Here is a 19,600-nt window from a genome sequence, read left to right as displayed (position 1 = left end):
CGGTGTGCGGTGCGTCCTTCGGGCGTCCGGCGGACGGCAACGGTGCAGTTCCTGCGAACCCGCGCTCGCCGGACAAACTCCGACAGACTACCAGGTCTCCGGCGTGTCCGACAGGTCGGTGTGGTAATCGCCGCTCCGACGCGTCACCGATCGGAGCGGAGGAACACCGGGGCCGCCCGGACCCGCACCGATGCCGCACCGCGGACCACGGTCAGCCGGCTCGTCGCCCCGGTCGCCGAGACCAGCGAGGAGCCGCCCGGCACGCCGACCGACGTCGTGCGGACTCCCGACGTCGACCAGACGACGCGGACCACGTCCCCGCCCGAGCCGTACCTGACGATCCAGACCCCGCCCGTGCCGGCCCGTTCGACCGCCACGAACCGGCGATCACCGACGGTGCGCACGAGGACCGCGTAGGCCGCGGCAGCCCGCCGCGCCGTGTACCCACCACTGGCGGAGCCGTACAGGCCGTACCCGGTCGGTGTCGACCCCGCGTCGTTCAGGGTGAACGGCACGACGAGCGTGACACCGAGGTGCGCGGCGAGCGCTCCCCAGCGCACCAGCCAGGCGGACTGCACTGCGGGGGTGACGGTACCCGCCTGCCCCGGCGGACCGGCCTGCCAGCCGCCTTCGGTCCACCAGACCGGGACGGAGCGGTGTTGCGCCGTGAGGGCCGTCCGGAGCTCCCGCATCGCGGGCCCCAGAGTCGTCTCCGGCGGTCGTGTCCCGGTGTACGCGTGGACCGACACCGCGTCGACCGTCGCCGGACCACCTGCGGCGAGCCACTGCCGGAGCCACGGGTGCAGGCCGTCCACCCCGAGCAGGCTCATGGCGGGACCCGCCACCACGGAGCCCGGCGCCGCGGCGTGGACGGCCGCGGACGCCGCCCGGGTCAGTGCGACGTAGCGTGCAGCACTGCGGGCCTCCGGCGCGACGGTGTTCGGCCACTCGTTCCAGATCTCGTACCCCGCCACGTCCGGGCCGAACGTCGCGGCGACGAACCCCGCGTACCGCGCGAACGCGGCGATGCCGGCGGCTGTGGTCGGACCACCACCGCCGTCGTGGTGGGGATTGCCGTAGTCGAGGACGATGAGCGGTCGGATCCCCGCCGCGCGGAGACGGTCGACGGACTTCCGGTACGACGCGGGCATGACGAGTTCGTCCCGGGCCTTCTCGACGCCCGTCCACCACAGGTCGACCCGAGCGGTCCCCACGCCGAGCCCCGCCGCGAGGGCCACCTTCGCGCCGTCCGCCGTGGTGTCGATGCCGGAACCGATCCCGAACCGAGCCGAACCGGTCGCGGCCGCAGCCGCGGCCGCGGCCGCAGCCGGCACCGGCGGGGACATCGGCAGGAGCAGCGCGGCCACACCGACGAAGGCGGTCGCGACTTTCTCGAAGGTATTCACGGATTGCACCCTACGAGCATTTCCGATCAATGCAAACAATTGCATTCGTGCGGCATTTGCGTATTTCCGCCGAAAGAATTCCCCATCCAGCATTCCCGCGGTCGACTCCGGGTCTCCGGCACCGGGTAACCTTGGGACACCACGCACCAGGCGTGGACACTCAGGCACCTCATCACGGACTCGGTGCCGCACACACGCACGGAAGGCGCAGCCATGACCAAGCCCATGCCCGAGAAGCCCAGCGTCGACGGACTCGAGCAGGTCTGGGGGCCGGTCTGGGAGCAGGACGGCACCTACCGCTTCGACCGTGACGCCGCCGGCCACCGCGACGCCGTCTACTCGATCGACACCCCGCCGCCGACCGCCTCGGGGTCGCTGCACATCGGGCACGTCTTCTCGTACACGCACACCGACCTCAAGGCGCGGTTCGAGCGCATGCGGGGCAAGCACGTCTTCTACCCGATGGGCTGGGACGACAACGGCCTGCCGACCGAGCGCCGCGTGCAGAACTACTACGGCGTCCGCTGCGACCCGACGCTCCCCTACGACCCCGACTTCACGCCGCCGTTCGAGGGCGGCGACGGCAAGTCGTCGAAGGCCGCCGACCAGCTGCCGATCTCGCGCCGCAACTTCATCGCGCTGTGCGACCAGCTCACGGTGCAGGACGAGCAGCAGTTCGAGGAGCTCTTCCGCACCCTTGGCCTGTCGGTGGACTGGACCCAGTCGTACCGCACCATCGACGACACCTCGCGGGCGAGCGCGCAGCGTGCCTTCCTCCGCAACCTCGCGCGCGGCGAGGCCTACCAGGCCGACGCCCCGACCCTGTGGGACGTCACGTTCCGCACCGCGGTCGCGCAGGCCGAGCTCGAGGACAAGGAGATGCCCGGCGCGTACCACGGCATCGCGTTCCACCGTGCGGACGGCGGCGACGACGTCGTGATCCAGACGACCCGTCCCGAGCTGCTGCCGGCGTGCGTCGCCCTCGTCGCACACCCCGACGACGAGCGGTTCCAGGACCTGTTCGGCACCACGGTCCGCTCGCCCCTGTTCGACGTCGAGGTCCCGGTGCTCGCGCACCACCTGGCGCAGAAGGACAAGGGCGCCGGCATCGCGATGGTCTGCACCTTCGGCGACACCACCGACGTGGTCTGGTGGCGCGAGCTGCAGCTACCGAACCGCGCGATCCTCGGCTTCGACGGCCGTGTCCGTTCCGACGAGCCCGCGTGGATCGAGTCGGCGACCGGCAAGGCGCTCTACGCCGAGATGGCCGGCAAGACCGTGTTCTCGGCGAAGAAGGTCGTCGTGGACGCCCTGACCGAGTCCGGCGAGCTCGTCGGCGACGTCAAGACGATCAACCACCCGGTGAAGTTCTTCGAGAAGGGCGACAAGCCCCTCGAGATCGTCTCGACCCGCCAGTGGTACATCGTCAACGGCGCCCGCGACGAAGCCCTGAAGACGACGCTCCGCGCCCGCGGCGAGGAGATCGCGTTCCACCCGGACTTCATGCGCGTCCGCTACGACAACTGGGTCGGTGGCCTGTCCGGCGACTGGCTCATCTCGCGCCAGCGGTTCTTCGGCGTGCCGATCCCGGTCTGGTACCCGCTCGACGCCGACGGCAACCCGGTGTTCGACCAGCCGATCGTCCCGACCGAGGCGCAGCTGCCCGTCGACCCGTCGTCCGACCCGGCACCCGGCTACTCCGAGGACCAGCGCGGCGTCGCCGGCGGGTTCCAGGGCGAGCTCGACGTCATGGACACCTGGGCCACGTCGTCGCTCACCCCGCAGCTCGCGGGCAAGTGGGAGACCGACCCGGCGCTGTACGACCTGGTGTACCCGTACGACGTCCGACCGCAGGCGCAGGACATCATCCGCACGTGGCTCTTCACGACGGTGCTCCGCAGCCAGCTCGAAGCGGACACCGTGCCGTGGAAGCACGCCAGCATCTCCGGCTTCATCGTCGACCCCGACCGCAAGAAGATGTCGAAGTCGAAGGGCAACGTCGTCACGCCCCTGTCGATCCTCGAGCAGCACGGTGCCGACGCGGTCCGCTACTGGGCGGCCTCGTCCAAGCTCGGCACCGATGCGGCGTTCGACCCGCAGAACCCGAAGCAGATCAAGGTCGGTCGTCGTCTGGCGATCAAGGTCCTGAACGCCGCGAAGTTCGTCTACGGCTTCCCGCTGCCCGAGGGCGCCACGAGCGTGACCGAGGCACTCGACGTCGACATGCTCGCCGAGCTCGGTGCGGTCGTCGAGCAGGCCACCGCCGCGTTCGACGGCTTCGACCACGCCCGCGCGCTCGAGATCACGGAGCGGTTCTTCTGGACCTTCTGCGACGACTACCTCGAGCTCGTGAAGGAACGTGCCTACGGCACGGCCGCCGACGCGACGCACGAGACCCAGGCGAGCGCGGTCCTGGCGCTGCGCGGCGCGATCGACGTGCTGCTCCGACTGCTGGCACCGTTCCTCCCGTACGCGACGGAAGAGGTGTGGGCCTGGACCCACGAGACCAGCGTGCACCGGGCCTCCTGGCCGACCGCGGCCGACCTGCCCACCGACGCGGCCCCCACCGGGCTGCTCGCGGCCGTCGGACAGGCGCTCATCGGGATCCGCGGCGCGAAGACGTCGGCGAAGGCGTCCCAGAAGACGCCCGTCACGCGTGCCATCGTCGCCGCGCCGGCCGAGACGCGGGCGCTCATCGAGCGCGCGGCGGTCGACCTGGCGGCCGTCGGCCGCATCGAGAACCTGTCGTTCGTCGACGGCGACGAGCTCGCCGTCACCGAGATCGAGCTGGCGGAACAGCAGGCGTAACGTCGGTCGTCCGGGCCGGGTCGCGTCTGCGACCCGGCCCGTCCACCACCGGACAGGAGGCACGGATGCAGTTGGGCACACGATGGAGCGTGGGTGGGGAGTCGCCTGCGCGACTGCCCGAGGCGATGGTCGTCGCCGTGCGCGGGGTCGAGGACGAACTGGCGGCCGAGTCGGTCGACACGGGGACCTGGGGCTGGACCCTGACGTTCCTCGAGGGCAAGCCGATCGTCGAGCTCGACGACGGCACCTCGATCCACCTCGACGATGCCGGGCACGCCCAGGTCACGAACCCCGACGACGCCGCGGAAGAGGACTGACGCGGGGCGCGTTCGCTCGGTGAGCAGAAATGGTCGGGTCCCCGGTGGGAACCCGACCATTTCTGCTCACGATGCGAGCGGCTACTCGGCGAGCCAGGTGAGCAGGACCTCGTTCACCTCGGCGGTGTGCGTGGTGAGCAGGCCGTGCGGGGCGCCCTCGATCTCGACGTACTTCGCGGCCGGCAGCGCCTTGGTGAAGCGGCGACCGGTGGCGTCGATCGGCAGGATGTTGTCCGCCGTGCCGTGCACGATGAGCGCCGGGACGGTCACCTTCGGGATGTCCTGACGGAAGTCGGTCGGCCACGTCAGAGGTGCTGCGGCGGACGCGATCGCACCCGAGCCGGCGGCGATGTTCCAGGCGTTGCGGACGGCCTCTTCAGAGATGCGCGAGCCGAGGTTCTCCGACAGGTTGAAGAAGTCCTGGTAGAAGTTCGTGAAGTACGCGTACCGGTCCTTCTTGACGTCGGCGGCGATGCCCTCGAAGAACGACATCGGGCCGGCGCCGTCGGGGTTGTCGTCGGTGATGGCCAGGAAGGGCTCGAGCGAGGCGAGGAACGCGACCTTGGCGATCCGGTCCTGTCCGTGGCGGCCGATGTAGCGGGCGATCTCGCCGGTACCCATCGAGAAGCCGACCAGGATCACGTCGCGCAGGTCGAGGGTCTCGAGGACGGTGTGCAGGTCGTCGGCGAAGGTGTCGTAGTCGTAGCCGGTGCTCGGCTGCGAGGACTGCCCGAAGCCGCGGCGGTCGTACGTGATCACGCGGTAGCCGGCCTCGAGCAGGGCCGGGGTCTGGCCCTCCCACGAGTTGCCGTCGAGGGGGAAGCCGTGGATCAGCACGATCGGCTGACCGGTTCCCTTGTCCTCGTAGTGGAGTTCGATGTCGACGCTGTTCTCGGTTCCGACGGTGATGGCACCCATGATCGTTTCCTTCCCTGAGCCTCGCGGAGAACGTCCGTTCTCCGTCGATGTGCCTTACACTAGAGAACGATCGTTCCCGGCGCAACTCGGGAACGGTGAACACGCAGCGAACGGGGTACGTCATGGCAACCAGCACCATCAGCACGGTCGGCGCCGACGTCCGCGCACACATCGTGGACGTCGCCGACGAGCTGTTCTACGCGCGCGGCATCCAGTCCGTCGGGATGGACGAGATCCGCACCGGCGCAGGCGTCTCCCTGAAGAAGCTCTACGCGGCCTTCCCGGGCAAGGAGCAGCTCATCGCGGCCGTCCTGTCCGGGCGCCACGACATCTGGGAGCGCGGCGTGCACGGTGCGGTCGAGGCGGCCACGACCCCGCGCGACAAGCTGCTCGCCGTGTACGACTTCCTCGAGTCGTGGTTCGGCGACGACACGTTCCGCGGCTGCGGGTTCATCAACGCCTTCGGGGAGCTCGGCGCGACCTCGCCCGCGGTCGCCGAGATCGCCCGCGACCACAAGGACTCGTTCCAGCGGTTCGTGCAGGAGCTCACCGCCGAGGTCGTCACCGATCCGGACCGTGCCGAGGAACTCGCCGCACAGCTCGCCCTGCTCGCCGAGGGCGCGCAGACCACGGCCGCCATCGCCGGCACCACGGAGCCCGCGGCGCACGCCCGCCGTGCCGCGTCGACACTGATCGACGCCGCCACGGGGCCGTCCCGCTGACCTGGCCGTTCCGGGCGTACTTGGTCGTTCCGGGCGTACCTGGTCGGTTCTTCCGACCAGGTACGCCCGATTCCGCTTTCCAGTCCGGTCGCGATGGGAAGGAACGCGACCACAGGGCGGTCGGGAGGCGCGGGGCGGGGCCGCCACGGGCCTCCCGTCCGCCCCGTCGCGGCGCGACGTCCGTAGGGTGGTTGCCATGGCAACCCCGTTCGACGTCCCGAGCACCCTCCCCTACGCCCTGCCGCCCTTCGGCGACGTGCGACTCGAGCACTACCGACCGGCCTTCGAGGCCGGCATGGCCGAGCAGCGCGCCGAGGTCGAGGCCATCGCCACCGATCCGCACGCACCGACGGTCGAGAACACCCTCATCGCCCTCGAGCGCTCCGGGCAGCTGCTGACCCGTGTCAGCCACGTGTTCTTCACGCTGTCGTCGGCGGACTCGACGCCGGAGCTGCACGACCTCGAGGCCGAGGTCTCGCCGTTGCTCGCCGCCCACCGCGACGCGATCACGCTGGACTCCCGGCTCTACGCCCGCGTGCAGTCCGTGCTCGACGGCGCCGCAGCCGCCGGGCTGGAGGGCGAAGCGCTCCGCCTGGTCGAGCGCACCCACGCGGAGATGACCCTGGCGGGCGCCGGGCTCGACGACGCCGGCAAGGAGCGCCTGACCGCGATCAACCAGGAGCTGTCCACGCTCACCACCACCTTCGAGCGCAACCTGCTCGAGGACACCAACGACTCCGCCGTGCACGTCACCGACGAAGCCGAGCTCGAGGGGCTCGACGGGGGTGCGAAGTCCGCCGCTGCCGGGTCCGCTGCGGACCGCGGCCTCGAGGGCTGGCTCATCACCCTGCCGCTCTACACCGGCCACCCGTGGCTGCCGTCGCTCGCGAACCGCGACCTGCGCGAGCGCATCATGCACGCCTCGCTCGCTCGCGGCCGCCGCGGCAACCAGTACGACAACCGCGAGGTCCTGCTGCGCATCGTGCGGCTCCGTGCCGAGCGCGCAGAACTGCTCGGGTTCCCGAACCACGCCGCCGTCGTCACGGCCGACGAGACGGCGAAGACCCCCGAAGCCGTCGACGGCCTGCTGTCGTCGCTCGTCGGCGCTGCAGCCCGGAACGCCGACGACGAGCGGGCCGTCCGGTCCCGCACGGTCGGGTTCGACATCGAGTCGTGGGACTGGGCCTACGCCACCGAGATCCTGCGCGGGGAGCAGTTCGCCGCGGACAGCTCGGCGCTCCGACCGTACTTCGAGGCCGACCGGGTCCTGCACGACGGCGTCTTCCACGCCGCGGGTGCCCTCTACGGCCTGACCTTCACCGAGCGCCCGGACCTGCACGGCTACAACGACGAGGTCCGTGTCTTCGAGGTCACCGGCGACGACGACGAACCGGTTGGCCTGTACCTGCTCGACCTGTACACGCGCGACGGCAAGCGCGGCGGCGCGTGGATGAACCCCGTGGTCGAGCAGTCCGAGCTGCTCGGCACGCTCCCCGCCGTGGTGAACAACCTCAACGTCGCGAAGCCGGCCCCCGGGTCGCCGACGCTGCTCATCCAGGACGAGGTCGAGACGCTCTTCCACGAGTTCGGCCACGCGCTGCACGGCCTCATCGCCCGCACCACCTACCCCCGGTTCTCTGGCACGAACGTCGAGCGCGACTTCGTCGAGTTCCCGAGCCAGGTGAACGAGATGTGGGTGTCGTGGCCGTCGGTCTTGGCGAACTACGCGAAGCACCACGAGACCGGCGCCCCGCTGCCGCCCGAGCTCGTCCTGGGCCTGAGCGAGTCCGAGGGCTTCAACGAGGGCTTCGGCACCACCGAGTACCTGGCCGCGGCGTTGCTCGACCAGGCGTGGCACCGGCTGTCCTCCGCCGACGCCGCTGCGGTCACGTCCGTCGAGGACTTCGAGCGGAACGCCCTCACCGCCGCCGGTATCGCCGTCGAGGCCGTGCCGCCGCGCTACTCGTCGACGTACTTCGCCCACACGTTCTCGGGCGGGTACGACGCCGGGTACTACGGCTACATCTGGTCCGAGGTGCTCGACGCCGACACGGTCGAGTGGTTCCGTGACAACGGCGGGCTGGACCGCGCAGCCGGTCGACGCTTCGCGGAACGACTGCTGGGCGTCGGTGGCTCGAAGGACCCGATCGAGGCGTACCGCGACTTCCGCGGCCGTGACGCCGAGGTCGGCCCGCTGCTGCGCCGCCGCGGGCTCGAGTAGGGCGCTGCGGGACCGGGCGCTTCCGGGCGTACCGCGTCGAATCGGGCGTACCTGATCGGAACTTCCGACCAGGTACGCCCGATCTCACTTTCCATCGCAGCCGTCATGGGAAGAACCAGACGTCGATCCGCCGGCCGCGCCGACCGCCCCACCACGACGAAGCCCCGCACCGATCCGGTGCGGGGCTTCGTCGCGAGCGGAGCGCTACGCCGACTTCTCGACGCGCTTCGCCCGCGGCCGGGGCACGATGGTCGGCGCTGCGTTCTCGAGCACGGACTCGCGGGTGATCACCACGCGGGCGACGTCGTCGTCGGACGGGACGTCGAACATCACCGGGCCGAGGACCTCTTCGAGGATGGCGCGCAGGCCACGGGCTCCGGTCTGGCGGAGCACGGCCAGGTCGGCGATCGCCTCGAGCGCACCCTGGTCGAACTCGAGCTCGACGCCGTCGATCTGGAACATCCGCTGGTACTGCTTGATCAGGGCGTTCTTCGGCTCGGTCAGGATCTGCATGAGGGCTGCCTGGTCGAGCTGCGACACCGTGGTCACGACGGGCAGACGACCGATGAACTCGGGGATCAGGCCGAACTTGTGCAGGTCTTCCGGCAGGACCTCGGAGTAGAGGTCCTGGTGGTCGGTCGCACTGTGCAGCGGCGCCCCGAAGCCGATCCCCCGCTTGCCGACGCGCGAGGACACGATGTCCTCGAGCCCGGCGAACGCACCGGCCACGATGAACAGGACGTTCGTCGTGTCGATCTGGATGAACTCCTGGTGCGGGTGCTTGCGACCACCCTGCGGCGGGACCGACGCGACGGTGCCCTCGAGGATCTTGAGCAGTGCCTGCTGCACGCCTTCGCCGGAGACGTCGCGCGTGATCGACGGGTTCTCGGCCTTGCGGGCGATCTTGTCGACCTCGTCGATGTAGATGATGCCGGTCTCGGCGCGCTTGACGTCGTAGTCGGCGGCCTGGATCAGCTTGAGCAGGATGTTCTCGACGTCTTCGCCAACGTAGCCGGCCTCGGTCAGGGCGGTGGCGTCGGCGACGGCGAACGGCACGTTGAGGCGCTTCGCCAGGGTCTGCGCCAGGTAGGTCTTGCCGCAGCCGGTCGGGCCGATGAGCAGGATGTTCGACTTCGCGATCTCGATGTCGTCGCGGTCTTCGGCAGCGGTGATCTGCCCCTGCGCACGGATGCGCTTGTAGTGGTTGTAGACGGCCACGGCGAGGGCGCGCTTCGCCGGGTCCTGCCCGATGACGTACTCCTGCAGGAAGTCGAAGATCTCGCGCGGCTTCGGCAGTTCGAAGTCACCGCTCGAGGTGTCCTCGCCGGCTTCCGCCAGACGCTCCTCGATGATCTCGTTGCACAGCTCGACGCACTCGTCGCAGATGTAGACACCCGGACCGGCGATCAACTGCTGGACCTGCTTCTGGCTCTTGCCGCAGAAGGAGCACTTGAGGAGGTCCCCGCTCTCTCCGATGCGTGCCATTGCCGTGCCTCCCTGGTTGGACGTGCCGGCCCGCGCACTCGCACCGGCCGCTGGTGCACCGCTGCTGGTGGGCACCTCGTCGTGGACACGAGCCTAACCGCAACCGGTGACACCGACCGTGCGGCGCCGCGGGATTTCGCGCGCGCGTTCGCCCAGGGCGTTCGGGCCTGCTACCGTGATCCAGTCTTCTCTACAAGTTGTAGAAACACCGTCCCGACCATCGAAGGATCCCCATGCAGAAGCGTCTCGCCGCCGGCGGCGCCGTCACCCTCGGCGCCGTGGCCGTCATCGTCCTCGGCACCGCCGGCGCAGCCAGCGCGCACGTGTCCGCGACGGCCACCTCGACCGCCGCGAACTCGTACACCACGGCGACCTTCTCGGTCCCGCACGGCTGCGACGGCTCCCCCACCACGAAGATCGAGTTCCAGGTGCCGGAGTCCGTCATCGAGGTCACCCCCACCGTGAACCCGAACTGGAAGATCACGAAGGCGACCGAGCCGTACACGAGCCCCTCCGCCGCGGCCGACGGTGAGCACGCCGAGGACGCCGCCGAACGTGTCACGAGCATCACCTACACCGCCAAGACCCCACTCCCCGCCGACGAGCGCGACACCTTCGCCCTCTCCTTCTCACTGCCGGACGGCAAGGCCGGCGACCTCGTCGAGTTCCCCGCGATCCAGACCTGCGAGAAGGGCTCGGTCGAGTGGAACCAGGAGCAGCAGGCCGGCGAGGCCGAGCCCGAGCACCCGGCCCCCTCGATCACGCTGACCGCGGCCGAGGCCACGGACGACGACGGTGACCCGGTCGCCACCACCCCGACCGCCGAGGCCGCAGCCGGCTCGACGACCCCCGCGGACCCCGACCTGGTCGGCCGCTTCCTCGGCCTGGGCGGTCTGGTGCTCGGCGCCGTCGCCCTGGTCGTCGCCGTCGCCGGCACGCGTCGTCGGAGCTCCGCCAAGTGACACAGCGCGGCTCGCGTCGGGCTCGGCTGCGGTCCTCTGCCTGGAGGCTCGTGGCCGGGTCCGCCGCGGCCGTCGCGATCGCGGGCGGTGCGGTCCTCGGGCTCGCGGGCCCCGCCAGCGCGCACAACTACCTGATCGCGTCCACCCCGGAGGTCGGCGGCACGCTCACGAGCCTGCCGAAGGCGTTCGAGATCACCACGAACGACAAGCTGCTCGACATCGGCGACTCCGGGTCGGGCTTCGCCTTCCGGGTCGTGGGCCCGGACGGGAAGTACTACGAGGACGGCTGCGTCGACATCGACGGCCCCTCGATGACCACGCCCGCCGCGCTCGGCGACTCGGGGAAGTACACCGTCGAGTGGCAGATCGTCTCCGCCGACGGCCACACCGTCTCCGACGAGTACGCCTTCACGTGGAAGACCCCGTCCGGCTTCTCCGCGGCCTCGGGGTCCACCACGCCGCCCACCTGCGCCACCGCGGGAGACGACTCCACCGAGGCCGCCACCACCGGCACCGCCTCGGGTGACACCGACTCGGCCGCGACCGACGCGCTCTGGATCGGCGCCGGCGGCGTCGTCCTCGTCGCCGCGGTCGTCGCGGTCCTGCTGCTCCTGCGGCGCCGCCCCGCGCCCGAGACGGACGACACCGACGACTGACACCGCTGCACGACGAAGGCCCCACACCGATCGGTGCGGGGCCTTCGTCGTTCCTGCTGGTGCTACTTGACGAGCGCCGGCAGGTTCTTGCGGCTGGTGAGGACCTGGTCGATCAGGCCGTACTCCACGGCTTCCTGCGCGGACATGATCTTGTCGCGCTCGATGTCGTGGTTGATCTCCGCCGGCGTCTTGTTGGAGTGCTTCGACAGCGTCTCCTCGAGCCAGGTGCGCATGCGGAGGATCTCCGCCGCCTGGATCTCGATGTCCGACGCCTGTCCGCCACCCTGCTGGACAGCGGGCTGGTGGATGAGCACGCGGGCGTTCGGCAGGGCCAGACGCTTGCCCGGCGTGCCACCGGCGAGGAGCACCGACGCGGCCGAGGCGGCCTGACCGAGGCAGACCGTCTGGATCTGCGGACGGATGTACTGCATCGTGTCGTAGATCGCCGTCATCGCGGTGAACGAGCCACCGGGCGAGTTGATGTACATGACGATGTCGCGGTCGGGGTCCATCGACTCGAGCACGAGCAACTGGGCCATGACGTCGTCAGCCGACGCGTCGTCGACCTGGACACCGAGGAACACGATGCGGTCCTCGAAGAGCTTCGCGTACGGGTCCTGGCGCTTGTAGCCGTAGGCCGTGCGCTCCTCGAAGCTCGGCAGGATGTACCGATCGGAGGGAGCCGGGACGTTCTGCGCGCCACCGAGCATTGGGAGATGCATTCTCGTTTCCTTTTCTTCGGTGGGGGTCAGGACTGGGCGTCGGGGTCGGCAGCCGCGGTCGGCGTCGCGCCGTCACCGACGGTGCCACCACCGCCGACGACCTCGGCCGACGAGGCACGCAGGTGGTCGACGAAGCCGTACTCGAGGGCTTCCTGCGCGCTGAACCAGTTGTCGCGGTCGTTGTCCTTGAGGACCTGCTCGATCGACTTGCCGGTCTGCTCGGCCGTGAGCTCCGCCATGCGCTGCTTCATGTCGAGGATGACCTTGGCCTGCGTCTGGATGTCGGCAGCGGTGCCGCCGAACCCGCCGGACGGCTGGTGCAGCAGGACGCGGGCGTTCGGCGTGATGTAGCGCTTGCCCGGCGTGCCGGAGGACAGCAGGAACTGTCCCATCGACGCGGCCAGGCCGATGCCCACGGTGACGATGTCGTTCGGGACGAACTGCATCGTGTCGTAGATCGCCATGCCGGCGGTGATCGAGCCACCGGGCGAGTTGATGTAGAGGTAGATGTCCTTCTCAGGGTCCTCGGCGGCGAGCAGCAGCAGCTTGGCTGCGATCTCGTTCGAGTTGTCGTCGCGGACCTCGGAGCCGAGCCACACGATCCGGTCTCTCAGAAGGCGGTCAAAAACACTGGGGTTCAGTGTTGCTTCGGCCATGGAAAAGCTCCCGTTCAGTTGTCGCTTGTTGTCGAACTTATCGGTTGCAACGCACCACTTCGCGTGTGTTCGCCGACAGCAATGCGGTGGTGCGGAAAACACGAGACGGGAGGCACGGTGCCAGCTGGCACCGTGCCTCCCGTCTGTATCGCTGGTGGCGTCGAGTTCGTTACTCGGCGTCCTCAGCAGGGGCCTGCGCGACGCCCGCCGTGAAGGCGGACAGGTCGACTGCGTCGCCGTTGGTGTCCTTGACGGTCACCTTCGACAGGACGGTCGCGACCGCCTTCGAGCGGGCGACCTCGCCGACCATGCCCGGGATCTGGCCGTTCTGGTCGATGACCTTGATGAACTCGGCCGGCTCCATGCCGTACTGCGCAGCAGCCTGGATGAGGTACTGGGTCAGTTCCTCCTGGGAGACCTGGATCTCCTCCTTCTCGGCGATGGAGTCGAGGAGGATCTGCGAGCGGAAGGCCTTCTCGCTGGACTCGGAGACCTCCTTGCGGTGCTCGTCGTCCTCGAGGCGGTTCTCCTGCTCGAGGTGACGGTGCACCTCGTCCTCGATGAGCTGCTCCGAGATCGGGATGTTCACGTCCTCGATGAGCTTCTCGACGAGCTTGTCGCGAGCCGCGGCGCCCTGACCGAAGGTCTTGGACTTCGCGATCTGCTCCTTCAGGTCCGCCTTGAGCTCGTCGATCGTGTCGAACTGGCTGGCGATCTGGGCGAACTCGTCGTCGGCCTCGGGGAGCTCGCGCTCCTTGACGGCTGTGACGGTGACGGCGATCTGGGCGGTCTCGCCCTCGCGGTCGCCACCGACGAGCTTCGACTCGAAGTTCGTCGACTCGCCGGCGGTCAGGGACTCGAGCGCCTCGTCGATGCCCTCGAGCAGGTCGCCGGAGCCGATCTCGTAGGAGACGCCGGTGGCCGAGTCGACCTCGTCGTCGCCGATGCTGGCGGTCAGGTCGATCTGCGCGAAGTCGCCGGTCTTCGCCGGACGGTCGACGGTCACGAGCGTGCCGAAGCGGGTGCGCAGGTTCTGCAGCTCCTCTTCGATCTCGTCGTCCGACACCTCGACGGCGTCGACGGTGAGCTCGTACGCGGAGTAGTCCGGCAGGTCGAACTCGGGACGGACGTCGACCTCGAAGGTGAGGACGAGGTCGCCCGCGAAGTCGGCGAGGTTCGGCAGTTCGGCGACGTCGGCCTCGGCACGGCCGAGGATGCGCAGCTCCTGCTCTTCGACCGCCTGGCGGTAGAAGTTGTCGATGGCGTCACCGACGGCGTGGTTCAGGACCTCGCCACGGCCGACGCGCTGGTCGACGATCGCCGGCGGGACCTTGCCCTTGCGGAAGCCGGGGATGTTGATCTGCTCGGCGATGTGCTTGTACGCGTGGTCGATGCTCGGCTTGAGATCTTCCGGCGTCACGTTCACGGTGAGCTTGACGCGGGTGTCGCTCACCTTGTCGACGGTGCTGGTGGCCACGGGATGTTCTCCTGTTGGTTGACGTTCGTGTGGTCGATGGTTCTCGAGGACCTGGTCGGGGCGACAGGAGTTGAACCTGCGACCTCCCGCTCCCAAAGCGGGCGCTCTACCAAGCTGAGCTACGCCCCGTTTGACTGGGCCAGGGTGTCCGCGCGCGCCGAAGGGCGCATGCGACGCCGATGAGTCTAGCGGTCCCCCGGTGCGCGGTTCCCGGGAGGGACGTCACTCGTCCGCTGCGGCGCGTCGCAGGCCGTTGCGCCACCGCACGCCGACCACCACCTGGACCCCGAGCGCCGCGACAGCGAGCACGATGCCGACGACGATCCGCCACACGTGCAGCAGGGCGTGCGCGGGCTGCGACTGCGGATCGCCGAACAGCTCCGGGCGCATCGAGAACACGATCGCGGCGAGGACCACCAGCGCGTACGAGACCACCCGCGACCGCTTGATCCGCCGCGCATCGGCGTCGGTCGGCGGGAGCATCACACGGGGTGGCATGTCGGTACTCGTTCGTCCGCTACGATGGTCGGGCTGCGACACGTGCGCAGCGCGGGGATGTAGCTCAATGGTAGAGCCCCAGTCTTCCAAACTGGCCACGCGGGTTCGATTCCCGTCATCCCCTCTCTTGCTTCAGCTGGTGCGCGGTTACACGCTCGGTGCGAGGTTGTTCCGGCGCACCGAGCGATCAACCTCGCACGGAGCGAACACGCGCACCGTGCGTGGTCAGGGGCCGCCGAGCTCGAGCGTGATCTGCGGGGCGTCCCCGAGGTCCACGTGCGCACGCTTGCGCTCGGCCGCCCGGAGCGGCACGAGGTACCCGCCGTCCTTCGGGAACAACGAGGTCGTCCAGGTCACCGGGCCGATCGTCACCCGGGCGGGGATCACACCCCACCCGTAGGTGAGCATCGGCGCGAGGTCGGCGATGACCTCGGCGGCGTCCGGCGGCACGACGGCGAAGAAGAACGGCGAAGGGCCGCGCCACTCGATGACCTCACCGCGGAACTCGAGCTCCATGCCGCGATCGTACGGCCGCGTCGTCGAGCGCGCCGGACCGGGTTCCGATCTCGGTCCGTGACGGTTCCGGTTCACGATCACCGGGATCTGCGAACCGGAACCGTCAAGCGCGAGGAGGAACTGGTGCCTCCTCGGAGCCAGCGGGACGTGGAGGACGGACGCGCCCCGTGTTTCCAGGCCGGAACCGGGGAGCACGGGGCGCGAGCTGCCGTCAGCGCGAACGCGTCAGCGGTACGTCGCGGCCTGACCGTAGAGCTGCTGCGTCAGGGCGGAGACGTAGGCGGACTTGTCACCTCCCGGCAGGTTGTACGTCATGAAGACGCCGTACCCGTCCGCCTTCGTGCGCTGCGCGAGCGACACCGCCGTCGACTGCGAGGTGTTCTGGATGTCCACCGCCGCAGCGGACAACCGGTCCTTGCCGAGCCCCGGGATCGACGGCGCCGAGTACGTGCCGTAGTAGGGGTTCCAGGCGTAGTCGAGCTTCGAGCCGACGGTGCTGCTCGACGACGACAGCGAGGACGAGGCCGGGCCGATGTCGTAGAACGAGATGAGCTTGCCGGGCATCTGGGCACGCAGCGCGGTGATGAGCCAGCCGATCGACTGCTGGTTCGGCTGCGGGGTGCCGTTCGCGCCGTAATCGGAGTACTCGTCGTCGAGGTCGACGCCGTCGAGTCCGTACTTCGACACGGTGGCGGCGATCTGGGACGCGAAGTCCGACGCCGCGGCCTGGGTCGGGAAGTTGGCGATGCCCGCACCCTGGTGGTTGCCGAGGACCGACAGCGACACCTTGATGCCCTTCGCCTGCAGCGGCTTGATCTGCGTGGCGGCGTTGTCGAGGGTCGCCTGCACCTTGTCGTTGTTGACCAGAACCGCCTTGGAGCCGTTCCAGTTGATGTTCGCCGCGAAGATGATCGCGACGTCGAAGGCGTTCGCACCGCCGGACAGCGTGTAGCGGCCGACGTTCGCGAGCTGGTCGTTGTTGACCTCGACGTAGGCGATGCTCGTCGGCCCCGACTTCGTCGCGGCGGCAGTGCCGGCGGCGGCTGCAGCAGCGGTCGGTGCTGCGGTCGCGGCTGACGGCACCAGTGGCGCCGCCACCATCGCGGCGATTGCCGCCACGATCCCGAACTTCATGGACTTCTTCATGACACTCCTCTTCGAGTGATGAACCGGCCGGCGGTCGCCGACCGGGGTCTCAGACGCGCGGGAACCGGAAGGTCCGCACCTCGTACGCGTCGACGGCGAACGACGACGCATCCGCGTCGGTCAACGGCTCTTCGAGCAGGGTGACCTCGGCAGCCGGTCCGAACGGCCCGTCGACCTCGATCCCGCCGGTCCCCCGCCGCCCCACCGGCTCGTACACCCGCACGACCAGGTCGCCGGAGCGGTCGTCGGCGAGCTTGACGCTCGACAGCACGACCCCGCCGGACACCCGCACGAGCGGCGCGAACCCGTGCGCCCCGATGAGGGTCCGCCCGCCGGCGTTCATCCGGACGCCCGCCGCGGTGGCCCCGAGCTGGTCGGTCCCGATGACGATCCCGTACCGGTGTGTCTGCACGCCCTGGTCGGTCTCAGGGTCGGGGAACCGCGGTGCGCGCAGCAGGGACAGCCGCACGGTGGTGGTGACGTGCCCGTCGACGGCGTCGCGGGTGGTGTCGAACCCGTGGATCGAGTCGTTCACGAGCGCGACGCCGAAGCCCGGCTCGGACACCAGCACGTAGCGGTGCATCGACGTCTCGAACTTCGCGGCCTCCCACGAGGTGTTCGTGTGGGTCACCCGCTTCTGCGCCCCGAACTGCGTCTCGGCGACGGTGTGCTCGGCGCGGACGTCGAGCGGGAACGCGACCTTGAGGAACTTCTCGGTCTCGTGCCAGTCGGTCGTCTGGTCGAACTCGAGCGTGCGGGAGTCCGGTGCGAGGACGATCTCCTGCCGCACGGTCGAGTCGCCGAAGGACCGGGACACGACGACCCGGGCGACACCGGCGTCGTCCACCGACGCTGTCAACCCGGTGACCGCCACGAGGTCCTCGACCCGGTTCCGGTAGTACCGGTCGACGTCCCACGCGTCCCACATGTTCGGGAAGTCCTGGTGCAGCTGCAGCAGGTTCGCGGTCTGCCCGGCGGCGATCGCCTCGCGCCCGCTGGCCAGGTCGACGGCGCTCGTGACGAGTCCCTGGTCGGTGACCGTGACACGCACCAGCTCGTTCGCCAGCACGTACCCGCCGTCCTGCTCCGTCAGCGTGACAGCGGTCGGTTCCGCCACGTCGGTCGCCAGGACGGCGCCCTGCGCGGGTGCGCCGGCCTGGAGGAACGGGGCCGGGTTGACGACGACGGCCGCATCTCCGGCACCGGCGAGCGCCGAGAGCGCCTGGCCGATGATCGCGGTCAGCGCCGCGGCCGTCTCGGCGTACTTCGCCTCGGCTTCGCGGTGCACCCAGGCGATCGAGGTGCCCGGCAGGATGTCGTGGAACTGCTGGAGCAGCACCTGCTGCCACAGGGCGTCGAGCTCGTCGTACGGGTAGGCGAAGTCGCTGCGTGCGGTGGCGGTCGTGGCCCAGAGCTCGGCCTCGATGAGGAGCTGTTCGCACCGGCGGTTGCCCTGCTTGGTGCCGTGCTGGCTGGTCAGGGTGGCGCGGTGCAGCTCGAGGTACAGCTCCCCCACCCACACCGGCGGGTCCGGCAGTTCGGCCTTCGCGCGGTCGAAGAACGTGTCCGGGTGCTCCCACCGGACCTTCGCGCTGCCCTCGAGGTCGGCGAGGCGTGAAGCCGTGCCGGTCATCTCGCGGGTCGTGCCGCCGCCGCCATCGCCCCAGCCGACCGGTGCGATCGAGCCCGTGGCAAGCCGGTTCTCACGGAACTGGCGGGAGGCCTTCGCGACCTCGCTGCCGGACAGGCGCGAGTTGTAGGTGTCCATCGACGGGAAGTGCGAGAACACCCGTGAGCCGTCGATGCCCTCCCACAGGAACGTGTGGTGCGGGAACTTGTTGACCTGGTTCCACGAGATCTTCTGCGTGAAGAACCACTCGAAGCCCGCACGGCGCATGAGCTGCGGCAGCGCCGGCGAGTACCCGAAGCTGTCCGGCAGCCAGACGCCCTTGGGTCGGATGCCGAACTCGCGCTCGAAGAACCGCTGCCCCTGCGAGAACTGGCGGACGATGCTCTCGCCCGTCGGCATCACGGTGTCAGACTCGACCCACATGCCGCCGATCGGCAGGAACCGTCCGGCCTCGACGGCGGCCTGCACCCGGGCGTAGACCTCGGGCCGGTGTTCCTTGATCCAGGCGTACTGCTGCGCGCTCGACATGCCGTACAGGAAGTCGTCGGTCTGGTCGATGAGCTCGGTCATCGTCGAGGTGGTGCGGGCGACCTTGCGGATCGTCTCGCGCACGGGCCAGAGCCACGCGGAGTCGATGTGGGCGTGCCCGACGGCCGAGATCGTGTGCGCGGAGGCCTCGGCGGGAGCGGCGAGCACCTCGGCGAGCGCCGCACGGGCGTCCCCGGCGGTCTCCGGGATGTGCTGCAGGTCGAGCGCGTCGAGGGCGTCGTCGAGGGCCTGCAGGATCCGCATCCGTCGTGGCCCCTCGGGCAGCTCGGCCTGCAGTTCGACCAGGACGTCGATGTCGAGCGCGAGTTCGTGCACCTCGGACTCGAACACGGCGAGGTCCATCCGGCGCGAGGTGTAGAGCCGCTTCGACGACGAGGTCTGGACGTCGCCCTCGTGCGTGACGAGGAAGGGGTGGTAGTCGAGCAGGACCGGGTTCGACGCCGCCTCGACGAAGAGCTCGATCGTCTCGCCGCCCTCGGCCCGTTCCGTCAGCAGCACCCACTGGTTGCGCGGGTTGATCGACTTCACCGGCGTGCCGTCGGCCAGGTACACGAGGCCCTCGCACTGGAACCCCGGCATGTTCTTGTCGAACCCGAGGTCGATCACGGCCTCGACCCGACGTCCGGCCCACTCGCTCGGCACCGTCCCGGTCAGCCGGAACCACGTCGTCCCCCAGGCCGCACCCCAGGGTGTGCCGACCTCGTACGGCGTGAACTCGAGCGCGAGTCCCTGCGCCGGCGGGATCGGCTCCCCCGGCAGCTCGTGCCAGGCGGTCTCCAACGGCACGGCGGTGGCGTGCACCGCCGGCGTGATGCGCTCGTCGAGGACCCGGCGGGCCCGTCCGGTGGTGAGGGGGATGTCGTCGTGCATGGGGCCTTCCAGGGTCGGGGCGTGGGCGCGGGTCAGCGCGT

At 69.7% G+C, this 19,600-nt stretch carries 16 protein-coding genes and 2 tRNA genes; 7 read left to right on the top strand and 11 right to left on the bottom strand.

Annotated elements, in window-relative coordinates; all coding sequences use genetic code 11:
- Positions 1-143: 143 nt before the first annotated feature.
- The gene (locus EDF23_RS11070; RefSeq protein ID WP_131921669.1) at positions 144-1,406 is read right to left on the bottom strand and encodes a hypothetical protein; all 1,263 of its coding nucleotides are present in this window, start codon (positions 1,404-1,406) and stop codon (positions 144-146) included.
- 213 nt (positions 1,407-1,619) lie between these two features.
- On the opposite strand from EDF23_RS11070, the gene valS reads away from it, so the two are divergent.
- Both valS and EDF23_RS11060 read left to right on the top strand, forming a co-directional pair.
- Positions 1,620-4,214 (top strand): valine--tRNA ligase, encoded by a 2,595-nt coding sequence (gene valS / locus EDF23_RS11065; RefSeq protein WP_165901100.1) that lies wholly within the window; start codon positions 1,620-1,622, stop codon positions 4,212-4,214.
- Positions 4,215-4,279: 65 nt separating this feature from the next.
- Positions 4,280-4,531, top strand: coding sequence for a hypothetical protein (locus EDF23_RS11060; RefSeq protein ID WP_131921668.1), 252 nt, complete (start codon positions 4,280-4,282; stop codon positions 4,529-4,531).
- Between the two features lie 81 nt (positions 4,532-4,612).
- On the opposite strand, the gene EDF23_RS11055 is transcribed toward EDF23_RS11060, so the two are convergent.
- Positions 4,613-5,449 carry an alpha/beta hydrolase gene (locus EDF23_RS11055; RefSeq protein ID WP_123938855.1) on the bottom strand — a complete coding sequence of 279 codons (837 nt, stop codon included), beginning with the start codon at positions 5,447-5,449 and terminating at the stop codon, positions 4,613-4,615.
- A gap of 122 nt (positions 5,450-5,571) precedes the next feature.
- Here EDF23_RS11055 and EDF23_RS11050 point away from each other — a divergent pair, with 122 nt between their 5' ends.
- Both EDF23_RS11050 and EDF23_RS11045 read left to right on the top strand, forming a co-directional pair.
- A complete protein-coding gene (locus EDF23_RS11050; protein ID WP_131921667.1) occupies positions 5,572-6,171 on the top strand; it encodes a TetR/AcrR family transcriptional regulator in 600 nt (199 codons plus the stop codon).
- A gap of 196 nt (positions 6,172-6,367) precedes the next feature.
- Positions 6,368-8,392 (top strand): M3 family metallopeptidase, encoded by a 2,025-nt coding sequence (locus EDF23_RS11045; RefSeq protein ID WP_131921666.1) that lies wholly within the window; start codon positions 6,368-6,370, stop codon positions 8,390-8,392.
- 204 nt (positions 8,393-8,596) lie between these two features.
- Here EDF23_RS11045 and clpX read toward each other — a convergent pair whose 3' ends face one another.
- On the bottom strand, positions 8,597-9,877 hold the full coding sequence (gene clpX / locus EDF23_RS11040) for an ATP-dependent Clp protease ATP-binding subunit ClpX (RefSeq protein ID WP_111084519.1): 1,281 nt from the start codon (positions 9,875-9,877) through the stop codon (positions 8,597-8,599).
- A gap of 233 nt (positions 9,878-10,110) precedes the next feature.
- Between clpX and EDF23_RS11035 the strand changes: the two genes are divergently transcribed.
- Both EDF23_RS11035 and EDF23_RS11030 read left to right on the top strand, forming a co-directional pair.
- On the top strand, positions 10,111-10,839 hold the full coding sequence (locus EDF23_RS11035) for a YcnI family protein (protein WP_123341090.1): 729 nt from the start codon (positions 10,111-10,113) through the stop codon (positions 10,837-10,839).
- A gap of 50 nt (positions 10,840-10,889) precedes the next feature.
- Entirely contained in the window at positions 10,890-11,495 is a 606-nt protein-coding gene (locus tag EDF23_RS11030; RefSeq protein WP_165901099.1) for a copper resistance CopC family protein, read from the top strand.
- Positions 11,496-11,557: 62 nt separating this feature from the next.
- Here the strand turns inward: EDF23_RS11030 and EDF23_RS11025 are convergent, their stop codons facing one another.
- From EDF23_RS11025 to EDF23_RS11005, 5 genes are all read right to left on the bottom strand, one after another.
- Positions 11,558-12,217 carry an ATP-dependent Clp protease proteolytic subunit gene (locus EDF23_RS11025; protein WP_111075987.1) on the bottom strand — a complete coding sequence of 220 codons (660 nt, stop codon included), beginning with the start codon at positions 12,215-12,217 and terminating at the stop codon, positions 11,558-11,560.
- A gap of 26 nt (positions 12,218-12,243) precedes the next feature.
- Complete coding sequence (locus EDF23_RS11020) at positions 12,244-12,873, bottom strand: ATP-dependent Clp protease proteolytic subunit (protein ID WP_111084515.1); 630 nt, start codon at positions 12,871-12,873, stop codon at positions 12,244-12,246.
- A 169-nt stretch (positions 12,874-13,042) separates the two neighbouring features.
- Entirely contained in the window at positions 13,043-14,350 is a 1,308-nt protein-coding gene (gene tig / locus EDF23_RS11015; protein WP_159572754.1) for a trigger factor, read from the bottom strand.
- A 52-nt stretch (positions 14,351-14,402) separates the two neighbouring features.
- Positions 14,403-14,479: transfer RNA gene (locus EDF23_RS11010), tRNA-Pro, on the bottom strand.
- Between the two features lie 93 nt (positions 14,480-14,572).
- Positions 14,573-14,848, bottom strand: coding sequence for a hypothetical protein (locus EDF23_RS11005; protein ID WP_131921664.1), 276 nt, complete (start codon positions 14,846-14,848; stop codon positions 14,573-14,575).
- Between the two features lie 53 nt (positions 14,849-14,901).
- On the opposite strand from EDF23_RS11005, the gene EDF23_RS11000 reads away from it, so the two are divergent.
- Positions 14,902-14,972 (top strand) — tRNA-Gly (locus EDF23_RS11000).
- 101 nt (positions 14,973-15,073) lie between these two features.
- On the opposite strand, the gene EDF23_RS10995 is transcribed toward EDF23_RS11000, so the two are convergent.
- The 3 genes from EDF23_RS10995 to EDF23_RS10985 form a co-directional block, all read right to left on the bottom strand.
- Positions 15,074-15,364, bottom strand: a complete 291-nt coding sequence (locus tag EDF23_RS10995; RefSeq protein WP_131921663.1) for a DUF1905 domain-containing protein — start codon at positions 15,362-15,364, stop codon at positions 15,074-15,076.
- A 225-nt stretch (positions 15,365-15,589) separates the two neighbouring features.
- The gene (locus EDF23_RS10990) at positions 15,590-16,510 is read right to left on the bottom strand and encodes an endo-beta-N-acetylglucosaminidase H (RefSeq protein WP_131921662.1); all 921 of its coding nucleotides are present in this window, start codon (positions 16,508-16,510) and stop codon (positions 15,590-15,592) included.
- A 49-nt stretch (positions 16,511-16,559) separates the two neighbouring features.
- Positions 16,560-19,559 carry a glycoside hydrolase family 38 C-terminal domain-containing protein gene (locus tag EDF23_RS10985; protein WP_131921661.1) on the bottom strand — a complete coding sequence of 1,000 codons (3,000 nt, stop codon included), beginning with the start codon at positions 19,557-19,559 and terminating at the stop codon, positions 16,560-16,562.
- Positions 19,560-19,600: the final 41 nt, after the last annotated feature.

Origin of the sequence: Curtobacterium sp. PhB128 (genome assembly GCF_004340725.1) — a bacterium.
Classification (GTDB): Bacteria; Actinomycetota; Actinomycetes; order Actinomycetales; family Microbacteriaceae; genus Curtobacterium.
The sequence above is the reverse complement of the archived record's forward strand: the minus strand, read 5'-3'. Positions and strand labels throughout refer to the sequence as shown.